A 21596-nucleotide genomic window follows, 5' to 3' on the forward strand; every position below is an offset into this window, starting at 1 on the left:
GGCCCTTCCGATAGGGCGGGTCTCTTAGCACAGTCCGGGGTGCCGGATGCAAGCTAAGGATGCGTGGTGAAGGATTCCGCCGCCGCTTGGGGCGACGATAGTCCGGGGATTGATACGTGGAATTAACGACCAAAGGCCGTTATGCGGTCATGGCCATGGCTGACCTTGCCGGGCATGCCGATGAAGGTGCTACAGCGCTGTCGGTCGTGGCTGAGCGCCAGAGCCTGCCGCTTTCCTATCTTGAACAGCTTTTTGTGCCGTTGCGCCGCGCTGGGCTAGTTGAGAGCGCCCGCGGGCGCTCTGGCGGCTATCGCCTCGCCAAGCCTGCAAATGAGATTTCCGTCGCCGATGTGATGGACGCGGTCGAGGAAGACACGCGTTTCACCCGCTGCTCGCATAACGATCCGCGCTGCTCGGTTGCGACGCCGTGCGTGACGCATGGGCTGTGGAGTGCGCTGAGCGACGCGACGGGGAAGTTTTTGAGTTCGGTCAAACTTGCTGACGTCGTAGCAGGCGGCCGAATGTCAGCGCGTCCGGCTGCCAGCCGCGGATTGGCGTTTGCACGCGCGGACGGTCCGCGAACCTATCTCGACTACAACGCGACGGCGCCGCTGCTGCCGGAGGCTAAGGCCGCTATGATCGAGGCGCTCGATGTTGCAGGCAATCCGTCGTCGGTGCACGCGGAAGGCCGTCGTGCACGCGCTGTCATCGAAGCGGCGCGCGAGAGCGTAGCGCGTTTGGTCGGCGCGAAGTCGTCCGAGATCGTGTTTACGAGCGGTGCGAGCGAAGCCAACAGCTGGGGGCTGTCACAGCCCTGGGCGACGATTTTGACGAGCGGCATCGAGCACGATTCGGTGCTAGCGCCTGCGCGGGCTTCAAACGCCGAGCTTGTGATGCTGCCGATCGGCACGGATGGCAGGCTCAAAGTCGAGGACATCGCTGCGCTGCTCGCGTCGCGCAGTTTCGCCGGCCCGGCCGTCATTGCCGTTCAGATGGCCAACAACGAAACCGGCGTCGTCCAGCCGGTCGCCGAGATTGCCGAACTCGCCCGGGCACACGGTATCAAAATGCACGTCGACGCGGTACAGGCTGCGGGCCGGATGCCGATTGATTTCGCCGCGCTCGATGTCGATACGCTGGCGATTTCCGCACACAAATTTGGTGGCCCGAAAGGGGTTGGCGCACTCGTCAATCGTGACCATGTGGACCTTGTGCCTCTTATCAGGGGCGGCGGGCAGGAACGTCGCCGTCGCGCTGGGACCGAGAACGTTGCGGCGATTGCAGGCTTTGGCGCAGCTGCCGAAGTTGCGCTTCGCAGTCTGGCTTCGATCGATGCGGTCGGCGCGTTGCGAGACAAGCTCGAAGCCGAACTGAAGCGGGTTAGCCCGAATGTGGTCATCGTCGGTGAAGGTGCACTGCGTCTCGCCAATACGACGGCGGTGGCGCTTCCCGGAAAGCTCGCGGAAACGCTCGTTATTCGGCTCGATCTTGCAGGCATCGCAGTAAGTGCGGGGTCGGCGTGCTCATCGGGCAAAGTCGGCGCGAGCCATGTCCTGGAGGCGATGGGATTGGGGCCGGACATCGCGGCAGGCACGATCCGCGTCAGCCTCGGCCCGACGACGACTGAAGATGATATCGCGGCGTTTCTAGCCGCCTGGAAGGCAATCGCGGGCACACCGGCGCTCGCTGCGTAAAGATCAGATTTCAAGTGCCGTCGCGAGGCGGTGCGTAAATAGAGAGACGAAGAAATGGCTGCTGTTCAGGAGACGATCGATCAAGTTCGCAAGATCGATGTCGACCAGTACAAGTATGGTTTCGAGACGCTGATCGATAGCATCACAGCGCCGAAAGGGCTCGATGAATCGACGGTTCGCTTCATCTCAGCCAAGAAGGGCGAGCCGGAGTGGCTGTTGAACTGGAGGCTCGAAGCGTTCACGCGATGGAAGGCGATGACGGAGCCGACGTGGGCGAAGGTCCATTATCCGAAGATCGACTTTCAGGACCTCTATTATTATTCCGCGCCGAAATCGACAGAGGGCCCGAAGAGCCTTGCCGAGGTCGATCCGGAATTGCTGGAGACTTACAAGAAGCTCGGCATTCCGCTGAAAGAGCAGGAAGTGCTGGCCGGCGTGCAGGGTTCGCGCGTTGCGGTCGACGCCGTGTTCGACAGCGTGTCGGTCGTCACGACGTTCAAGGATGAACTGAAGAAAGCTGGCGTGATCTTCTGCTCGATCTCGGAAGCGGTGCGCGAGCATCCCGAGTTGGTGAAGAAGTATCTGGGCTCGGTCGTGCCGCAGTCGGACAATTTCTATGCAGCGCTCAACTCGGCGGTGTTCTCCGATGGCTCGTTCGTCTACGTGCCGCCGGGCGTTCGCTGCCCGATGGAGCTTTCGACGTACTTCCGCATCAATGCGAAGCAGACGGGTCAGTTCGAGCGCACGCTGATCATCGCCGACAAGGGCGCTTACGTCTCTTATCTGGAAGGCTGCACGGCGCCGATGCGTGATGAGCATCAGCTGCACGCAGCGGTCGTCGAACTGGTCGCGCTCGATGAAGCCGAGATAAAGTATTCGACGGTCCAGAACTGGTATCCGGGCGACGCGCAGGGCAAGGGCGGCGTCTATAACTTCGTGACGAAGCGCGGCGATTGCCGCGGTCATCACTCGAAGATCTCGTGGACGCAGGTCGAGACGGGTTCCGCGATTACGTGGAAGTACCCGAGCTGCATTCTGCGCGGCGACTATTCGCGCGGCGAGTTCTATTCGATTGCGGTTTCGAACGGCTATCAGCAGGTCGATAGCGGCACGAAGATGATCCACCTCGGCAAAAACTCGTCGAGCCGGATCATTTCGAAGGGCATTGCGGCGGGGTTCTCGCAGAACACTTATCGCGGTCTTGTCTCGGCGCATCGGAAAGCAACGAACGTGCGCAACTTCACGAACTGTGACTCGCTGCTGATCGGCGACAAGTGCGGTGCACATACGGTGCCTTACATCGAGGCCAAGAATTCGAGCGCGCACTTCGAACACGAAGCGACGACGTCGAAGATCTCGGACGACATGCTGTTCTATTGCCGCCAGCGCGGGCTTTCGTCGGAAGAAGCAGTGGCGCTCGTCGTCAACGGCTTCGTGCGTGACGTGCTGCAGCAGTTGCCGATGGAGTTCATGGCCGAGAGCCAGAAACTGATCGGCATTTCGCTGGAAGGCTCGGTTGGCTGATCGTGGCTGAGGGTGACTGCCCGCGCAGCTGTGACGAAATCAGAATTCAAGTTTGTAGAAACGGTTATTGAAATGCTTGAAATCAAAAACCTGCACGTGAAGCTCGCAGATGAAGATCGTGAGATTCTTAAAGGCCTGTCGCTCACAGTGCCGAAGGGCGAAGTGCACGCGATCATGGGGCCGAACGGATCGGGCAAGTCGACGCTTGCCTATGTTCTTGCTGGCCGCGACGGCTACGAGGTCACCGACGGCGACATTCTCTGGAACGGCGAGTCGATCATCGACATGGAACCCGATGAGCGGGCTGCGAAGGGCGTCTTCCTCGCGTTCCAGTATCCGATGGAAATTCCGGGCGTCGCCGGGCTGACGTTTCTTCGCACGGCGCTTAATTCCGTCCGGAAGAAGCGCGGCGAAGCGGAACTCACGACGCCTGCGTTCCTGAAGCTCGTGAAGGAAAAGGGCGCGAAGCTCAACATCGACGTCGATATGTTGAAGCGCCCTGTCAACGTGGGCTTCTCAGGCGGCGAGAAGAAGCGCTCGGAAATCCTGCAGATGGCGCTGTTGGAGCCGACGCTGTGCCTGCTCGATGAAACCGATTCCGGTCTCGACATCGATGCGCTGCGCATCGTCTCTGAGGGCGTCAACGCGCTGCGCGACAAGGACCGCGCGTTCGTCGTCATCACGCACTATCAGCGGCTGTTGAACTATATCGTGCCGGACAAGGTGCACGTCCTTGCCGATGGCCGCATCCAGAAGACGGGCGGTAAAGAGTTGGCGCTCGAACTCGAGAAGTCCGGCTACGCGGAATACACGCACAAGGCGGCTTAATATGAACGTTGCAGTGATGAAGACGAAGGCCGAACAGGCCATTTCGGAAAGCTTCGAGGCTGCGGCCGGAAAGCTGCCGGGAACCGATGTCGTGCGTGAGCGGCGCGCGCAAGCGATCGGGGCTTTCAGTGGCCTTGGCCTGCCTCATCGGCGCATCGAGGAATGGAAATACACCGATCTTCGCGCCAACGTGAAAGACATCTTTCCCCCTGCGCCCGACGACGCAACGCCGTTGACGATCGCGGAATTGATCGTGGCGCTCGGGCCGTTGGCCCACGTCGATGCGCATCGGATCGTTTTCGTGAATGGTCACCATCGAGCAGGGCTTAGCGATTTTGCCGACGCGGCGGGCATCGAGGTTGCGGCGCTTGGCGAGTTGTTGGCAACGGCGACGGAAGACGTGAGTGCGGCTCTCGTTTCCACTCCGAAGGGCGGCGATGCGATTGAAACGCTCAATACGGCCTTCATGACCGACGGCGCCGTCGTGCGCGTGACGGAAGGCGCGTCAGTCGCAAAGCCACTGATGATCGTTTTCGTTCGAGCAGGTGCCGAGGCTTCCTCAGTTGCCGTGCGCAATTTCGTGACGGTTAAAGCCGGTGCGTCGGCGAGCGTGATCGAAGCGCACGTCGTTCTGCCGGGCGCGGCGCAGGACGTGCAGCTCAATGCGCTGACGGATGTTGTCCTTGGCAAAGGCGCGACGCTGCATCATGCAAAGGTCGCGGTCGACGAAGGCAAGGCTCTGCATCTGTCGAATTGCGATGTGACGCTCGACGCCGATGCAACCTATCGCAGCTTCCAGTTTTCGGCTGGGCTCGGCCTGGCGCGCAACGGCCTCAACGTCATTTTCGAAGGTGAGGGCGGCAAGATCGATCTTTCCGGCGCCTATCTCGCGCGGCGGGCGGAGCATATCGATACGACGCTTGTCGTCGATCATGCGGTGCCGCGCTGCGAGAGCCGCGAACTATTCAAAGGCGTGCTGGAAGATCACGGCCGTGGCGTGTTCCAAGGCAAGATCATTGTTCGCCCTGATGCGCAGAAGACTGACGGTAAGCAGATGTCGCAAGCGCTGATGCTGTCGGAAGATGCTGAATTCGATTCGAAGCCTGAGCTCGAGATTTACGCCGACGACGTCGTCTGCGGCCACGGCACGACGGCGGCGGAACTCGATCCCGATCTTCTCTTCTATTGCCGTTCGCGCGGCATTCCGGAGAAAGAGGCGCGGGCGCTGATGATCGAATCCTTTATTGGTGAAGCTATCGAGAAGGTTGAAAACGAGCAGCTTCGAGGCGCGCTAGCGGCTTACGCTACGCAGTGGCTCGGGCGCTCGGCGGGCCGATAGTTTAGGGCCGAAAGTCTGGGCGGATAACATATGGGACATGAAACCAGCATTGCCGCTTCCCGAAGCGCCGCGTCGCAGGCGGGGCTCACCGGCGCGCCTTACGATGTCGAGCGCATTCGGGCGGATTTTCCGATCCTGTTTCGGGAAGTGAACGACAAGCCTCTCGTCTATCTCGACAATGGAGCGTCGGCGCAGAAGCCGCTGTCCGTCATCGAGGCGATGGATCATGCCTATCGCTACGAATATGCCAACGTGCACCGCGGGCTGCATTTCCTCTCGAATACGGCGACCGACAAATACGAAGCCGCGCGTGAGACGGTGCGCCGGTTTCTCAACGCCGAGCATGCGGACGAGATTATCTTTACGCGCAATGCGACGAGCGCGATCAATCTCGTGTCGCGGTCATTCGGTGAGCCCAGAATCGGGCAGGGCGACGAGATCGTCATCACGATCATGGAGCATCACGCCAACATCGTGCCGTGGCACTTCCTGCGCGCGCGCAACGGTGCTGTGCTGAAATGGGCGCCGATGACGGATCGCGGTGAGCTGATAATCGACAAGCTCGAGGCGCTTATTACGCCGCGCACGAAGCTTGTTGCCGTGACGCATATGTCGAACGTGCTCGGCACGATCAATCCGGTGAAGGAGATCATTCGTATCGCGCACGCCAAGGGCGTGCCGGTGCTGATCGACGGCAGCCAGGCGGCTGTGCACATGGGTGTCGACGTGCGCGATCTCGATGCGGATTTCTACGTCTTCACGGGGCACAAGACCTATGGCCCGTCGGGGATCGGCGTCCTGTATGGAAAGCGCCAGTTGTTGCAGTCCATGCCGCCGTACGAAGGTGGCGGCGATATGATCGAAAGTGTAACGCTCGATAACGTCACCTATAACGAACCGCCGCACCGGTTCGAGGCCGGCACGCCGATGATCGTCGAAGCGGTCGGGCTGGCGGCAGCGCTGAATTACATGATGCAGATCGGGCGCGAGAAAATCGCGCGCTACGAAGCCGAGCTTGGCGCTTACGCTGCTGAGCGGCTGGCGGAGCTGCCGTGGCTCAAACTTTACGGCACGGCGCCGGGCAAAGGCGCGATCTTCTCGTTCACGATGGATGGGCTGCACCCGCACGACGTGTCGACCATCATCGACCGTTCGGGTGTGGCAATCCGGGCGGGGCATCACTGTGCGCAGCCCTTGATGGAGCGCCTGGGCGTGACTGCAACATGCCGCGCGTCCTTCGCGTTGTACAACACAAAAGCCGAGGCTGATGCGCTGGTTACCGCGCTCACCAAGGCGCATGATCTTTTCGCGTAAAGGAGCTTCCGAATGGATGGGAAGCAAATCGAAGACCGCGAGGCGTTGAAGACGGCGGTCGAGGCGCTCGACGCGCCGCCGACGTCGCCGCCGGACGGTGGCGTTGCGCCGGATCCGGTAGCTGGTGTCGTATCGGCGGATGGGGCCCCCAAGGTTGGCGGCAATGCATCGGCACTGCCGCCGGAAGAGATCGAGCGGCTGACGAACGACATCGTCGCCGCGCTCAAGACGGTTTACGATCCGGAAATTCCGGCAGACATTTACGAGCTGGGCTTGATCTACAAGGTCGAGGTCGATGACGACCGCAACGTCGTGGTCAACATGACGTTGACGGCGCCGGGCTGTCCGGTCGCAGGTGAAATGCCGATCTGGGTTGAAAACGCCGTCAATGCCGTGCCGGGCGTCGCTGGAACCAGGGTCAATATCGTGTTCGATCCGCCCTGGGATCAAAGCCGGATGTCGGACGAAGCGCGGCTTGCGGTTGGAATGTTCTGACGTGGGTATCGTTTTGGACGGCGAATACCCATATACTTGCAGTGAAGCAACGACCTACGGAGGCCAGCGTGCCCTCGCTTAGAATGATGCCAAAAGTCATGACCTTGACCGACACCGCCGCGGCGCGCGTTTCTGCTCTGCTCGCGCAGAAGCCAGGCGTCAAGGCGTTGAAGATCGGGATCAAGAAGGGCGGCTGCGCGGGCATGGAATACACCATGACCTGGGCCGAAGAGATCGGGAAGTTCGACGAAGTCATCGAAGACAAAGGCGCGGTCGTGCTTATCGATCCGGCAGCGATCATGTATCTGATCGGCACGGAGATGGACTACAAGACCGACAAGCTGTCGTCGCAGTTCGTCTTCAACAATCCGAACCAGAAGAGCGCTTGTGGTTGCGGCGAGAGCGTCAACCTCGAACCGGCTACGCCGGAAGGGTTTGCGCCGGTCGGCTGACGCAAACCGCGGACACGGGTTTGGGACCGGGGCATGTCCTCCGCGAACGATGATCTGCTTCAAATCCTGAAAGATGCTCTGGAACGCGAAGGTTTCGTGCGCGGTGGGCGCATGTTCGGCGGCGTCGGTGTTTATTTCGATGGCACGTTCTTCGCCATCATCACTGGCGGCACGATCTATTTGAAGACCTCTGAAGGAATGCGAGCGCGGTTCGAGGCGGAGCGCTCGCAGCCGTTCTCCTACCAGACCAAAAGCGGAAGGACGCAGCTTACGTCTTATTGGCGGCTGCCGGAGCGCCTGCTCGACGACGTCGATGAATTGAGAGATTGGGCGCGTGCATCCATTGATGCCGCGCGTGAGTTCGCTGCTAGCAAACAGCGGAAGCCGACAACCGCAAAGCCCGAAGCAGAGCGAAAGACAAAATCGGTCGCACGATCGTCCCGTTGAACACCACCCTGGGCACAGAGCCGAGGATCGTTTTTCTGTTGAGGATGCTGGCCGGTAGATCCTCAAGACGAGCCCGAGGATGATTGGCGAGGGAGTAAGCCAGTGGCTGGTCCCCCTCGCTCTGTGACCCTCTCAAAGGAGAGGTAAGATCAATCAGCCGCGGCCGGGGACCTTTATTGGGCGGGCGGGCTTGCGCATGAACGCCGGCATGTTTTCAGCGAAGCCGAGGCGCTCGCCACCCTTCTGCGGAGGCGGGGCCTTGCTACGTGGCTGCTCTTGCGCCGCTTGCCGCTTCTCCGGCGCACGCTCGGGGCGACGCGGCGCTTTCGGCTCATCCGTCCAGGCGTCGACCGTCGGCTGTTCGTTGCGATGGGCTGAGCGCTGAGGATGTTCGCGGCGCGGCTGCGCATGCTGACGGTTTGGCGACGGCGGTTGCTCTCCGCGCCCATGAGCACGTGGGGCTTCGCCGTCGCGCGCAGGTGCGTGCACCGGTGCATGGCTTCGCGGCTGCTTGTCCGCCGCTGGCTTCTGCTCGCGACGCCCGTGTTCCGAACCACGGTGCGGCTTGGCCGACTTCTCGCGACCGCCCGGGGCTTGGCCGCGTCCACCGCGTCCGCGGCGGCGCTTTCCGGCTCCGGCAATGTCTTCCTCTGATGGAGGTTCGCCAAGCCAGACGGCCGTTTCGCTTGTGATCTTCTCGATGTCTTTCACGAACTTCAAATCATCCGGACTGACGAGGGAAATGGAACGTCCTTCGTGTCCGGCGCGGCCTGTGCGGCCGATGCGATGCACGTAGTCATCGGCTGCCCACGGCAGATCGAAGTTGAAGACGTGCGAGACCTCCGGAATATCGAGACCGCGCGCCGCAACGTCGGACGCTGCCAGCAGCATGATCTCGCCGTTGCGGAACTTGTCGAGCGTCTCCATGCGGCTCGTCTGGTCCATGTCGCCATGAAGTGCGCCAGCGTTGAAGCCGTGCTTGGTCAGCGATTTATGGAGCACTGCGACATCGCGCTTGCGGTTGCAGAAGATGATCGCGTTCTTGACGTTACCGTCGCGGATCATGTCACGCAGGACTTCGCGCTTGGCCCAGTCTTCGCCGTTCTGGCAATAGACGAACCGCTGCGTGATCGTCTTTGCCGTTGTTGCCGGCTTGGCGACTTCGATGCGTTCGGGATTGTTCAGGAACTGATTAACGAGGCGCGTGATCTCGGGCGGCATCGTCGCCGAGAAGAAAAGCGTCTGGCGGCGCGGCGGCAGCAGCTTGCAGATCTTCTCGATGTCGGGAATGAAGCCCATATCGAGCATGCGATCAGCTTCGTCGATGACGAGGATTTCGACGCCCATCAGCATGACGCGGCCGCGGCCGAAATGGTCGAGCAACCGGCCGGGTGTGGCGATGAGAACGTCAACGCCGCGGTCGAGCTTCTTGACCTGGTCGTCCATCGAGACGCCGCCGATCAGCAGTGCGAGCGACAGCTTGTGATTGACGCCGTATTTCTCGAAGCTCTGCGCGACCTGGGCGGCGAGTTCTCGCGTCGGCGCGAGGATCAATGAGCGGGGCATTCGCGCGCGTGCGCGGCCCGTTTCGAGGCGTGTGATCATCGGTAGGGTGAAGGAGGCGGTCTTGCCGGTGCCCGTCTGAGCAATGCCGAGAACGTCTCGGCCGGTCACGGCGACCGGAATAGCAGCGGCTTGAATCGGGGTTGGCGCGACGTAACCCGCAGCCGCGATAGCGGCTTGAACCTTGGGCGAGAGCCCCAGGTCAGCGAACGTCTTGGTTTCCAAAAGCAGGTATCTCCATCTGCACAGGATCTGGCTGTCCGGCGCGAGTGGCGTCAGACGGTCTTTAAGAGAGCGCAGGGGGGACGGGTGCCGAAAGGACCTAAGCCGAAATAGGAGTGCGGATCAAAAAAGCATTAAAAAATGCGCAAATCGATCCCCTGCGCTCCGGCACGATCGCGTGCTCGCATACATCTCGGCAAATCGCAAGGAAAACCCACTAGTTTTGAGCCTGTAAGCCGCGGGGTTGTGTCACAGGCAGCTCCAGGGCCGCTTTTGGCGGCCCTAGAAACCCTAAACTCCAAGTTTAATCTTCAAGCAGCCAACGACCGAACAGGCCGCCGATGATGCCGCCGAGGATGGGCGCGACGAAGAACACCCAGACCTGCGACAGCGGCTCGCCGCCGGCATAGACCGCTGGGCCGAAGCTGCGGGCCGGGTTGACCGAGGTGTTTGAGATCGGGATCGACATGATGTGGATTGCAGTCAGGGCGAGACCGATGGCGATGGGGGCCATCATCGAGGGGTGGTTCGCCCGCGTGACGCCCATGATGACGACAAGGAAAAATGCAGTCAGGACCGTTTCCAGGATGAAAACCTGACCCAGGGTCGCTTTCAGCATCGAGAGATCACCGTAGCCGTTAGCGGCGAACGTGGGGCTCGTATGGCCGACGAGCGAGAAGATTCCGCAGGCGGCACAAGCGCCGACGAGCTGGGCGATGATGTAGAGAATGGCGGGACCGAACTCGAAGCGGCCGCCGGCAACTAAGCCCAGAGTGACAGCGGGATTGTAGTGTCCGCCGGAGACGTGGCCGATCGCGAAGGCCGTCACCATGACGGTAATGCCGATACAAAACGCGACGCCAAGTATGCCCGCCGCGCCGGACGGTGCTCCGAACGAATAGAATGCCGATCCAAGAATGGATGACATCAGCATAAATGTGCCGAATGTCTCGGCAGCCAAGGCTCTTATGTTCATAATATTTCCCCCCGGGCGCCGTATTCTGAGGTCGCTCAGATTCTGCCGCCATATGTTGGCATAATGAATGCGAATCAGCATTCGAAACAGGGGCATCCGTGCAACATGGTGGGCATAGCGGCGAGCGCTTTTTTGCCGTGCCTGTTGAAAAAATCTTAACGAACCTCCACAAGCTCCGGGGAGCTTATTTGTCGTATCAACGAAATTGCCTTTTTAGCGGATATTTAGTGCCGTAGACATCGGCGAGGCGGCGCCTGTCACGGTCTGGGTATAGGGGCGGTGTTAAGTGCGCTCCGTTGCGTGGCGTTTCGCGTGTGCCATTTTGAACGCGAGAACCGTCTCGCGACCTCGCAAGGATGTCGAGCAATGACAATCGATGCTGGTTCTGTGGTTGGCGGTGTGACCGCACGCGAAACTCCGGCGGTAACGGCAGAAGCCCGGCCACGCGGCATTCGTCGTGGCGACGTCATACGCGAATTGAAGAAGCGGGATAATTATACGAATTTCGCCCACATCGGGTTTGTCTACCTAGTGATTGCCACCGCGATTGGCTTGACGATCTGGAGCTATAGCGCCGTCGCGGCTGCCGGTCTCGGCTGGTGGTGGAACATCCCGATGACCCTGCTGTGCATTGCGGCGGTCGGCGCCTCGCAGCATCAATTCGGCGGTGTCATTCACGAGGGCACGCACTTCACGCTCTTCGAAAACAAATTCATGAATGAAGCTGTGTCCGATTGGCTTGGCGGCTTTCCGATTTACACATCGACGTTCCAGTATCGACTGCACCACTTAGCGCATCATCAGTTCATCAACGATCCGCTGCGCGATCCCGATTGGGCGCAGTTGAACGAGAGCGGCCACGATCTCGATTTTCCGATCACGCACGTCGACATGCTGAAGGAACTGGCGAAGCAGCTCTGGCTGCCGAACCTCTTTCGCTACATGATCGTGCGTGCGCGTTACAGCGCGCTCGGGACGGATAATAATCCATACATGGACCGGGAGCGGAAGGGCGAACGGCTGCCGACGCTGGCCGGTGTCATCTATGCCGTTACGGCACCGATTGCGGCTATCACACTCATCAAGACGGGCCATGGCCCATGGGCCTTTGCAGCGCTCGGCGTGATGACGGCGGCTGTCGTCGCGTATTTCTATTTTCTCGATGAAAACAAGCTGCCGCACGCGCACGTCGAAACGGTGATTTCGCATCGGGCGACGAACATCAGCCGCATCATTTACATGGCGATCGTCTACACAGCTTTGACGGCAGTTGAAGTGGCGGGCTGGGGACCGGCCTGGGGCTATTATGGCCTGCTGTGGATCTTGCCGCTATTCACCGCTTTCCCGCTGTTCATGATCATGCGGCAGTGGGTGCAGCACGGGAATGCCGATCGCGGGCGCTATACGAACACGCGCGTGTTCCTGGTCAATCCGTTCATTCGCTATGCGGTGTTTCCGTTCGGCATGGACTATCACTTGCCGCACCACATCTACGCGTCTGTTCCGCATTACAAGCTCAAGGACCTGCATGAGCTGTTGCTGGACGATCCGAAGTATCGCGAGAAGGGTATCGTCGTCGAAGGGTACTTCAACTCGCCGCATGGTGAGGTTCCGGAGCGCAATCCGACAGTGATTGAGGTTCTGGGCGAAAAGTATGCGCCGAAGCCGGATGGCGAAGTTTACGTCGATACGGATACGCTCGAATACGCCAAGGTCAGCAATGAGGCGGCTATCCAGCGCGAGAACGAAGCCTCGTCGCGCGGGGAGTAACCCGAATTTTGTCGTCCTCGGGTTTTTTCCCGAGGATGACAAATGGAATGCTTTCAGGTTGAGCCGGGCGAAGGCCTAAATATCCAGGTCTTTCGCGAAGGCAGCGTTCTCTTGAATGAAACGGAAGCGCGCTTCGGGCTTCGAACCCATCAGTGCGTTGACTACTTCTGACAGCCCGTCGCGCGCAGCTTCGCCGATGGCGACGCGGAGAAGCGTGCGGCGCTTTTTATCCATCGTCGTCTCTTTCAGGTCTTTGAAGTCCATCTCGCCGAGGCCTTTAAAACGCGTGACCTTTGGCTTCTTGTTCTTGAAATGCGTCGCGAGCAGCTCGTCGCGGTGCGCCTCGTTGCGGGCGTAGGCGACGTCGCTCTTTTCGGAGATCTTGTAGAGCGGCGGCACGGCCAGGAAGAGGTGGCCGTTTTCGACTAGTTCCGGCATTTCCTGATAGAAGAACGTGATCAGCAGCGAGGCGATGTGCGCGCCGTCGACGTCGGCGTCGGTCATGACGATCACACGCTCGTAGCGCAGGTCGTCGTCGCGATACTTGGTGCCCGTGCCCACGCCGAGCGCCTGGATCAAATCGGCTAGAAGCTGGTTCTGGGATAGCTTCGCCGACGAGGCGTTGGCGACGTTCAGGATCTTGCCGCGCAAAGGCAGCACGGCCTGGGTTTCGCGGTCGCGCGCGCTCTTGGCGCTGCCGCCGGCCGAGTCACCCTCGACAATGAAGATTTCGGTGCCGGCGGCCTGCTGGATCGAACAGTCGGCGAGCTTGCCGGGAAGACGCAGCTTGCGCGTTGCCGATTGGCGGCCGACCTCTTTTTCGCGGCGACGCTTCAGGCGTTCTTCGGACTGGTCGATCGTCCATTCGAGCAGTTTCGTTGCCTGTTGCGGAGAGTCTGCCAGCCAGTGATCGAAGGCGTCGCGCACAGCGGTTTCGACGATCCTCGTCGCCTCGACGGTCGCGAGCTTGTCTTTGGTCTGGCCCTGGAATTCCGGCTCTCGAATGAAGACGGACAGCATCGAAGCGGCCGTTCCCATCACGTCTTCGGAAGTGATCTGCTGGGCTTTCTTTACGCCGACGAGTTCGCCATAGGCGCGGAGCGCCTTATAGAGCGCTTGGCGCAGGCCGTTTTCGTGCGTGCCGCCTTCTGGCGTCGGGATCGTGTTGCAGTAGGACGATGAGAAACCGTCTTCGTCGGAGATCCAGGCGACGGCCCATTCAACTGAACCGTGGCCTTCGTCCTTCTCGAAGCGACCTGAAAAGATTTCCTTGGTGACGCGGGTGCGGCCGTCGATCGATGACGTGAGATAGTCGCTCAAGCCGCCGGGGAAGTGGAAAGTCGCTTCGGCGGGCGTGTCGTCTTTGATGAGCTCCGGTGCACACTTCCAGCGGATTTCGACGCCGCCAAACAGGTAGGCCTTCGAGCGGGCCATTTTCATCAGGCGCGCAGGCTTGAACGCAGCGCCTTTGCCGAAGATTTTCTCGTCTGGCTTGAAGCGCGTTTTCGTGCCGCGCCGGTTCATGATGGACCCGAGCTTTTCGAGCTTGGTCTGCGGCTCGCCGCGCGAGAACACCATGCGATAAAGCTGCTGGTCGCGTGCGACCTGGACTTCGAGCGTTTCCGACAGCGCGTTGACGACGGACACGCCGACGCCGTGCAAGCCGCCCGAGGTGTTGTAGGCCTTGGAGTCGAATTTGCCGCCCGCGTGCAGAACGGTCATCACGACTTCGAGCGCGCTCTTATTCTTGTACTTGGGATGCGGGCCGATCGGAATGCCGCGGCCATTGTCGGTGACCGTCAGAAAGCCGTCTGCCGAGAGCTCGACCTCGATCCAGGTGGCGTGGCCCGCAACGGCCTCGTCCATGGAGTTGTCGATGACCTCGGCGAAAAGGTGATGCATGGCCTTTTCGTCGGTGCCGCCGATATACATGCCGGGGCGGCGGCGCACGGGCTCCAGACCCTCAAGGACCTCGATGTCCTGTTCGCTATAGGCGCTTTCGACAGGCTTGCGGGCACGCGACAATTTCTCAGTCATTTCGCTTTCGAATTCCGGAAAAAGGTCAGTTTGCGATCGGCTCATTAGCGGCCCCCAATCGTGCCATGGCATAACCACGCATTCGGAAAGAAGCGGCGGGGACGCCTGACAGCTGGGCCGCTGAAGCGAATCTCAGAGAGCTTCTTATAGCCCGAGCCGGGCCGGGGCTACCATGGCGTTTCGGTTCTGTGTCGGTCCAGCAACTCGCGGGCTGGATCAGGCTGCGACGTTATCGATCAGCCGGGTTTTGCCCAGCCAGCAGGCGGCGAGAACGCGCATCGGCCGCCCACTTGCGGTTGATGCCGGTTCGAGTGTTTCGGCATCCCGGACCTCGATATAGTCGATTTTCGTGAAGCCTGCCGCGGTGACTTTGCGTTTGGCATCAGCCACGCCCGCCGGAATGTCGGCCCCGTTGGCGACATCTTTGGCAAGTGCGGAAATTGCTGCGTAAAGAGCCGGCGCGATCTTGCGTTCGGCTTCCGAGAGATAGGCATTACGCGAGGAAAGCGCCAGTCCGTCGGCGTCGCGTTTCGTCGGTGAGCCGATCAATTTCAGCGGCATGTTCAGGTCGCGGACCATCTGGCGCAGCACGGCAAGCTGCTGAAAATCCTTTTCGCCGAAAACTGCGATGTCGGGCGTCACCTGATTGAAAAGCTTGGCGCACACGGTTGCGACGCCATCGAAATGACAGGGACGAAATGCGCCCTCCAGGTCCTTGGCAGCGCTCCCGGCGCGGACGCCTGTGGAAAAACCGTCTGGGTACATCTCTTCAACACCAGGTGACCAGACGAGGTCGGCGTCGGCAGCAGCGAGCTTGGCGAGGTCGCCCGCTTCATCGCGCGGGTAACGCGACAGGTCTTCGTTGGCGGCGAACTGCGTGGGGTTGACGAAAATCGAGACGACGGCCTTGTCGGCTTTCTTTTTCGCCAGTTTCACCAGGGAAATATGCCCGGCGTGGAGAGCGCCCATCGTCGGTACAAGGCCAACCGTCTGGTCGCGGCCGCGCCATTTGGCGACCGCCTTTCTGAGGTCGTGGACGGTGCGGACGATCTTGATTTTATCGGACACAGGCGAAGCCCCCCGAGCTTAAATTTCGGCCAGAGGTGCCGGGAATAGAGGCGAACCGTCAAGGGGACACGGTGGGCGGCCGACAGCCGGGGGAGGCGGCGGTTTAACGATCTGCTAGTATTCCTTAACGGGCGAATCGCATCGGCCGCCCTATATCAGCGGGTAGGACATGGTCGCGACATTGCGGCGTGAGGACAGCGTGACACAGCGGGCTCTCCCACCACGGGACGAATTCGCCGCCCAGTATCTTATGGACGAGCCGCGTCTCGTCGGGGCTTTGATCGAGCGGGCGTTTTTCACTGAAGACGAACGCCGGCGCACGGCCGACATCGCGCGCCGCCTCGTTCATACCGCACGCGCCGACAAAGCAAGCCATGCGGGCATTGATGCTTTCATGCACGAGTATGGGCTGGCGACCGATGAGGGCGTCATCCTGATGTGCCTCGCTGAGGCGCTGCTGCGCATCCCGGATGCCGAAACGGCCAACGCCTTCATTGCCGACAAGATTTCCGGGGGCGCTTGGGAGAAGCATCGCGGCCATTCCGATAATCTGTTCGTCAACGCCTCGACCTGGGGCCTGATGCTGACCGGCCGCATCATGCGGCTCAAGGAAGCGAAAGGCGCCAATCCGTTTCAGGCGATGAAGCGGCTTGTCGCGCGTTCGGGCGAGGGGACGATCCGGCTGGCCATCCGCCATGCCGTGAAGCTGCTCGGCGAGCAATTCGTGCTGGGCTCGACGATCGAGAGCTCATTGGCGCGAGCGCGCTTTTATGAGGAGAAGGGCTACCGGTTTTCCTACGACATGCTGGGCGAGACGGCGCGGTCGGAACAGGATGCTGAGCGCTATTTCCAGCGCTACATGGCGGCGATCGATGCCGTCGGGGCGGATGCCCGGCCATTCACGACGCAGCATGCCGACGCGATCTTTGGGCGCCCTTCGATCTCGGTGAAGCTCTCAGCGCTGCATCCGCGGTTCGAGCCGGGGAAAGAGAAACGACTGCGTGCGGAACTCGGCCCCCGACTGTTGACGCTGGCGCGCGCGGCGCGGGCGAAGGGTCTCGGGCTGACGGTCGATGCCGAAGAACAGGACAGACTCGATCTCACGGCGCAGCTTTTCGGCGACACATTCGTCAGTTCACAGCTCGAAGGCTGGAATGGGCTTGGGATAGCCGTGCAAGCCTATGGGAAGCGCGCGATTCCGATGCTTCGCTGGCTCCGGCGGCTGAGTGAGCAGACGGGGAAGCGCATTCCGGTGCGGCTCGTCAAAGGCGCGTACTGGGACAGCGAGGTCAAATGGGCGCAGGAGCGCGGGCTTGAAGATTACCCGGTATTCTCGCGCAAGCTGCACACGGATGTTTCCTATCTGGCCGCGATGCGGCTGCTGATTTCCGATCCCGTCGCATTCTATCCGCAGATTGCGACGCATAACGCGCATACGATTGCGGCAGCGGCCGTGGCGGGAGGAGCCGTCGAATTCGAATATCAGCGCCTGCATGGCATGGGCGAAGCGCTTTACGAGCAGGTTGTCGGCGAAGGTAAGTTCAATCGCGCCTGCCGCGTCTACGCGCCGGTCGGCGGGCATGAGGATCTGCTCGGCTATCTCGTGCGGAGACTGCTCGAAAACGGAGCCAACACGTCGTTTGTTAATCGGTTGGGCGATGAAGAAACGCCGATTTCCGAGATCATCGCCGATCCGGTCGAGATCGCGGATCGGGAATTCAGCGCGGGCGAACGGCCGAAGCTGATTGCGCGCCCGCGCGATATTTTTCTGCCCGAACGCAAGAACAGCGCTGGGTTGGCACTGACCGAGACCGGCGTGCGCGAGGCGTTGCAAACCGAGATCGCGAAAGCCCTGAAAACGCCATTCGCGGCGGGGCCGATCATCAACGGCGTTGTGACGGCGGGGGGCGAGGCAGCAGGCGTTGTCGCGTCACCGCACGACCATCGCGATCGGATCGGAACGGTGCGGCTTGCGACGCCGCAGCACCTCGAAGACGCGATTGCGTCGGCGAAAAACGCAGCGCCGTTATGGGAAAAAACCGACGCTGCCGAGCGGGCGCGCATTCTCGAAGTTGCTGCGGACCTGTTCGAGCGAGATCGTGCAGCGCTGATGGCGGCGCTGATCCGCGAGGCCGGGAAGACCATCGAAGCGGCGCAGGCCGAGGTGCGGGAAGCTGTCGATTACCTGCGCTATTACGCCGTCGAAGCGCGGCGGCTTTTTTCCGATCCGGTCGTGCTCCGGGGCCCGACGGGCGAGGAAAACACGCTGACGCTGCGCGGGCGCGGTGTGTTCGGCTGCATTTCTCCGTGGAACTTTCCGATTGCAATTTTCACCGGTCAGGTGGCGGCAGCACTTGCGGCGGGGAATGCTGTCATCGCAAAGCCTGCCGAGCAATCGCCGATCTCAGGCTTTTTGGCCGTTAGGCTGCTGCATGAAGCGGGCGTCCCGCGCGAGGCGCTGCAACTCGTGACGGGTGGCGGCAAGCTCGGCGAAGCGATGGTGAAAGATGCGCGCCTGCAAGGAATTGCATTTACGGGATCGAACGAAACGGCCTGGGCCATTCAGCGGGCGCTGGCGGATCGGCGTTCGGCCATCGTGCCCTTCATCGCCGAGACGGGCGGAATCAACGCGATGATCGCGGATTCGTCGGCGTTGCCTGAGCAGGTAGTGCGCGATGCTGTGCGGTCGGCCTACGATAGCGCCGGTCAGCGCTGCTCGGCGGCTCGCATTCTCTTCGTTCAAGACGATAATGCGCCGCGTATCCGTGCGCTGCTCGCTGGCGCCATCGAAGCGCTTGATGTCGGGGACCCGCTGGATTACGCGACCGATATCGGCCCGGTGATCGACGAAGCGGCGCAGGACAATCTCGAAAGCCACAAGGTCTTGATGCAGCGTGAGGGACGCGAGATCATCGATCTTGCGATGCCGGAAGCCTGCCGGGCCGGGACCTATGTCACACCGGCGCTTTACGAGATCGACCGGCTCGACAGGCTCAATCATGAAGTGTTCGGGCCGATCCTTCACATGGTTCGCTATGAGCGCGGGCATATCGACAAGGTCGTTGCTGCGCTCAATGCAACTGGGTACGGCCTGACGCTTGGGCTGCACAGCCGCATCGAGAGCGTTGCCGATTACGTGGCGGAGAACGCCCACGTCGGTAATCTCTATGTCAACCGCAATCAGATCGGGGCGGTCGTCGGCGTCCAGCCGTTCGGCGGCGAGGGGCTTTCCGGCACCGGGCCGAAAGCTGGCGGACCGAACTATCTCGCGCGCTTTGCGACCGAGCGGACGCGTTCGACCGATATCACCGCGACCGGCGGCAATTACACACTGCTGAGTGGGAAGAGTTAGGAGGCTTCGTCACTCATAAACCGCGTAGAACTTCTTGGCGGGTTCGATGACTTCCCAGGTTCCGGTGAAGCCTGCGGGCGTCAGGAAGGCGTCTCCAGCGCGGAAGGTCGCCTCGGAACCATCATCGCCGCGGACGACGATGAGGCCCTCCAAGATGTAGCAGAACTCGGTTTCGGTGAAGACGACGCGCCATGCTCCTGGATCGCCGCTCCAGATGCCCGAGCTGAAATGGCCATCGGGGCTTTGAAACAGGTTTTGTGCGCACTGCACCGGGTTCCCAGAGACGATGCGATCGGCTGCTGGGTGATAAACGTCGCCGGGCGGAAGGACGCCTTGGAAGACGACGAGCTCGGGAATTTCGCTGTTGGCGGTCACGGGCGGGCCTTACATTGCAAGCTGGGCGGCGATGCTACGTCTGCGCTGCTTTCCAGTGCAAGGCGTTACTCGCCCGCCATGACGAAGCAATCGACCGCCTGGCGACGCAGTGCGTTGCACGTCGAGGCGGCACGATTGGCGTTGAAGCCGGTGAAGCGGGCCCGGAAGATCTGGTGGCCGTTCTTCATCGCCGGGTTGGTGACGGAGGAAACGCCGGCGAGAAGGCGTCCGGCACGATCCTGGACGTTGCTCAAGGCGCGCTGGGCGTCGTCGATGGAGCTATAGGCGCCGATCTGAACGGCATAGCGACCGCCATTTGCCGTCCGGGCCGTATCCCGGCGCGGTTCAAACCGAACGCCTGACGTGTCACCTAACGCGCGGGCTTGGGCGCCGAGCGTAGACGGCGGCATGCCACGGATAACCGGCGGGTCGTGCAATTCGGTCTCTTGCGGCTGCTGACGCCGCTGCGGCCGTGGGGCAAGCGCCGGCGGCGGCGGTTCATAGGCCGCGACGCGCTGCTGAGGGCGAGGTGGCGCGGTTATCGACGAGGTGCTGGAGCTGGCAAGGTTTGCCGGAGCGAATGGGCGAATTGGCGCAACCTGGGCTCCCGTCACCGGGGAAGCGTTGCCGACGCGCGTGTAGCCGGGCGTTGTCTGGATCGGCGGAACGGCTCGGGCCGGGGCTTCCTCGGGGCTTGTGTCTTCCATGTCGGTCGTGTCGTCGGACGAGGGCGCGCGGGCCTTCGTCGAGATCGGCACCGCACGGACTTTGAAGATACGGACCGGCGTTTCATCGGCGTCGGCCTGGACAGCCGGTTGTGGAGCTTCCGTGCGGGCCGGCGCGCGCTTTATGGGACGTTGTGCGATCTTCGGCTCGCTTCTTAGACGGGCGAGCAGCAGCGGCTTGCGGGTTTTGTTGCGGGAGGCGCGCGACAGCATCCGCGTCAGCAGCGCGCGCATCTCGGCATTGCGCGTCGCCGCGGTGCGGCCGCCGAAGACAACGCCGACCAAATGTTTCTCGCCGCGATGAAGCGACGTCACGAGGTTGAAGCCGGAAGCGCGCGTGTATCCGGTTTTGATGCCGTCGATACCTGCGAAGGTGTTCAGCATGGTGTTGTGGTTGCGGTAGGACTTGCCGCCATACGAAAATACCCGGGTGGAAAAGAACGGGTAGTACTGCGGAAAATCGTCCTGCAGGCGCAGCGCGAGGGTCGCCATGTCGCGTGCCGTGGTAATCTGCTCGTCGTTCGGGAGGCCCGAGGCGTTCTCGTAGTGGGTACCTGACATGCCGAATGCGCGGGCGCGGGCATTCATCAGACGGGCAAAATTGGTTTCGGAGCCGCCGATTTTTTCTGCAAGCGCCACGGCGATGTCGTTGGCGGACTTGGTGACGATCGCCTTGATGGCGTTTTCGACTGTGATCTGATCGCCCGGTTTGAGGTCGAGCTTCGAGGGCGCCTGATCGGCAGCATGCTCGGAGATCGTAATCCTGTCGGACATACGCAGACGCCCGGTCTGGAGCGTCTCAAATGTCAGATACAGCGTCATCATCTTGGTGAGAGACGCGGGATGACGCGGCGCGTCGCCGTCTTCATTGTGGAGAACAGCGCCGGTGTTGGCGTCCAGGATGAACGCAGCGTGGCGGTTGCCCCGAGCTTCCGCGCTCGTCAGGCCAACGGCGAAAACGATGAGAAAAGCTGATGCGTACGCAAATACTCGTCGCAACACGACGCTCTATCCCTCTGGCCGCCCTCGAAAAGCGGCAATGACTGACACCCTGTTCGTGGGATTGCCGACCGTCTCCCACTGGCGCCCCACCCGCCGATATCGGCAAGAAGAGCATTGTTTTTGGGCACCTTTTTGGCGTCAAAGAGGCTTTCGGCGCTTTCCAGGTGCCAGCGTCACTGTAGGAGCTGAAGGACTTCGTTAGCGTTAAGGAGCAAGGTAAAATTTACCCCTTTGGATGTCCCATTATTGGGCGCTAAGGTCTTGATTATGGCCCGCATGACGACGCGCGGGGCGAGACCGGACTGTTGGCCGCCGCGGCATCTGCGGAAGGGCCAAGAGGGGGGCATGAGGGTGGCGAGCATCTGTTGAAACGACATTGTCCCATGCTTCGAGCCTGTCTGAAGCGCCGCATG

The 21596-nt window shown here is 61.2% G+C and carries 16 protein-coding genes; 10 read left to right on the top strand and 6 right to left on the bottom strand.

The genetic code is table 11. The annotated features are described in order from the left end of the window. Positions 1 to 116 precede the first annotated feature (116 nt). From RLW41_RS15895 to RLW41_RS15930, 8 genes are all read left to right on the top strand, one after another. Positions 117 to 1694, top strand: coding sequence for an aminotransferase class V-fold PLP-dependent enzyme (locus tag RLW41_RS15895; RefSeq protein WP_414462090.1), 1578 nt, complete (start codon positions 117 to 119; stop codon positions 1692 to 1694). 54 nt (positions 1695 to 1748) lie between these two features. Beyond that, positions 1749 to 3218: a Fe-S cluster assembly protein SufB gene (gene sufB / locus RLW41_RS15900; protein WP_414462091.1), complete on the top strand. Its 1470-nt coding sequence runs from the start codon at positions 1749 to 1751 to the stop codon at positions 3216 to 3218. A gap of 72 nt (positions 3219 to 3290) precedes the next feature. Next, positions 3291 to 4046 carry a Fe-S cluster assembly ATPase SufC gene (gene sufC / locus RLW41_RS15905; RefSeq protein WP_414462092.1) on the top strand — a complete coding sequence of 252 codons (756 nt, stop codon included), beginning with the start codon at positions 3291 to 3293 and terminating at the stop codon, positions 4044 to 4046. Position 4047: 1 nt separating this feature from the next. Then, on the top strand, positions 4048 to 5385 hold the full coding sequence (sufD, locus tag RLW41_RS15910; RefSeq protein ID WP_414462093.1) for a Fe-S cluster assembly protein SufD: 1338 nt from the start codon (positions 4048 to 4050) through the stop codon (positions 5383 to 5385). A gap of 30 nt (positions 5386 to 5415) precedes the next feature. Beyond that, complete coding sequence (locus RLW41_RS15915) at positions 5416 to 6699, top strand: cysteine desulfurase (protein ID WP_414462094.1); 1284 nt, start codon at positions 5416 to 5418, stop codon at positions 6697 to 6699. Positions 6700 to 6711: 12 nt separating this feature from the next. Beyond that, positions 6712 to 7194 carry an SUF system Fe-S cluster assembly protein gene (locus tag RLW41_RS15920; protein ID WP_414462095.1) on the top strand — a complete coding sequence of 161 codons (483 nt, stop codon included), beginning with the start codon at positions 6712 to 6714 and terminating at the stop codon, positions 7192 to 7194. Positions 7195 to 7292: 98 nt separating this feature from the next. Then, positions 7293 to 7646 (top strand): HesB/IscA family protein, encoded by a 354-nt coding sequence (locus tag RLW41_RS15925; RefSeq protein ID WP_041300732.1) that lies wholly within the window; start codon positions 7293 to 7295, stop codon positions 7644 to 7646. Between the two features lie 33 nt (positions 7647 to 7679). Beyond that, positions 7680 to 8093, top strand: a complete 414-nt coding sequence (locus RLW41_RS15930; RefSeq protein WP_414462096.1) for a TfoX/Sxy family protein — start codon at positions 7680 to 7682, stop codon at positions 8091 to 8093. A 153-nt stretch (positions 8094 to 8246) separates the two neighbouring features. Here RLW41_RS15930 and RLW41_RS15935 read toward each other — a convergent pair whose 3' ends face one another. Together RLW41_RS15935 and RLW41_RS15940 are read right to left on the bottom strand one after the other, a co-directional pair. Beyond that, positions 8247 to 9881 carry a DEAD/DEAH box helicase gene (locus RLW41_RS15935; protein WP_414462097.1) on the bottom strand — a complete coding sequence of 545 codons (1635 nt, stop codon included), beginning with the start codon at positions 9879 to 9881 and terminating at the stop codon, positions 8247 to 8249. A gap of 301 nt (positions 9882 to 10182) precedes the next feature. After that, positions 10183 to 10854: an aquaporin gene (locus tag RLW41_RS15940; protein ID WP_414462098.1), complete on the bottom strand. Its 672-nt coding sequence runs from the start codon at positions 10852 to 10854 to the stop codon at positions 10183 to 10185. Between the two features lie 366 nt (positions 10855 to 11220). Here RLW41_RS15940 and RLW41_RS15945 point away from each other — a divergent pair, with 366 nt between their 5' ends. Next, positions 11221 to 12624 carry a fatty acid desaturase family protein gene (locus RLW41_RS15945; RefSeq protein ID WP_414462099.1) on the top strand — a complete coding sequence of 468 codons (1404 nt, stop codon included), beginning with the start codon at positions 11221 to 11223 and terminating at the stop codon, positions 12622 to 12624. Between the two features lie 75 nt (positions 12625 to 12699). Here RLW41_RS15945 and parE read toward each other — a convergent pair whose 3' ends face one another. Further along, positions 12700 to 14706: a DNA topoisomerase IV subunit B gene (parE, locus tag RLW41_RS15950; RefSeq protein ID WP_414462100.1), complete on the bottom strand. Its 2007-nt coding sequence runs from the start codon at positions 14704 to 14706 to the stop codon at positions 12700 to 12702. 171 nt (positions 14707 to 14877) lie between these two features. Next, positions 14878 to 15729: a pantoate--beta-alanine ligase gene (gene panC, locus RLW41_RS15955; RefSeq protein WP_414462101.1), complete on the bottom strand. Its 852-nt coding sequence runs from the start codon at positions 15727 to 15729 to the stop codon at positions 14878 to 14880. Between the two features lie 169 nt (positions 15730 to 15898). Here panC and putA point away from each other — a divergent pair, with 169 nt between their 5' ends. Beyond that, positions 15899 to 19081, top strand: coding sequence for a bifunctional proline dehydrogenase/L-glutamate gamma-semialdehyde dehydrogenase PutA (gene putA / locus RLW41_RS15960; RefSeq protein WP_414462102.1), 3183 nt, complete (start codon positions 15899 to 15901; stop codon positions 19079 to 19081). A gap of 9 nt (positions 19082 to 19090) precedes the next feature. Here the strand turns inward: putA and RLW41_RS15965 are convergent, their stop codons facing one another. Continuing rightward, positions 19091 to 19456 carry a cupin domain-containing protein gene (locus RLW41_RS15965; protein ID WP_414462103.1) on the bottom strand — a complete coding sequence of 122 codons (366 nt, stop codon included), beginning with the start codon at positions 19454 to 19456 and terminating at the stop codon, positions 19091 to 19093. Between the two features lie 65 nt (positions 19457 to 19521). After that, positions 19522 to 21183, bottom strand: a complete 1662-nt coding sequence (locus tag RLW41_RS15970) for a D-alanyl-D-alanine carboxypeptidase (protein ID WP_414462104.1) — start codon at positions 21181 to 21183, stop codon at positions 19522 to 19524. Between the last annotated feature and the right edge of the window lie 413 nt (positions 21184 to 21596).

It is taken from the genome of Hyphomicrobium sp. DY-1, from assembly GCF_047497105.1.
Lineage (GTDB): Bacteria > Pseudomonadota > Alphaproteobacteria > Rhizobiales > Hyphomicrobiaceae > Hyphomicrobium_B.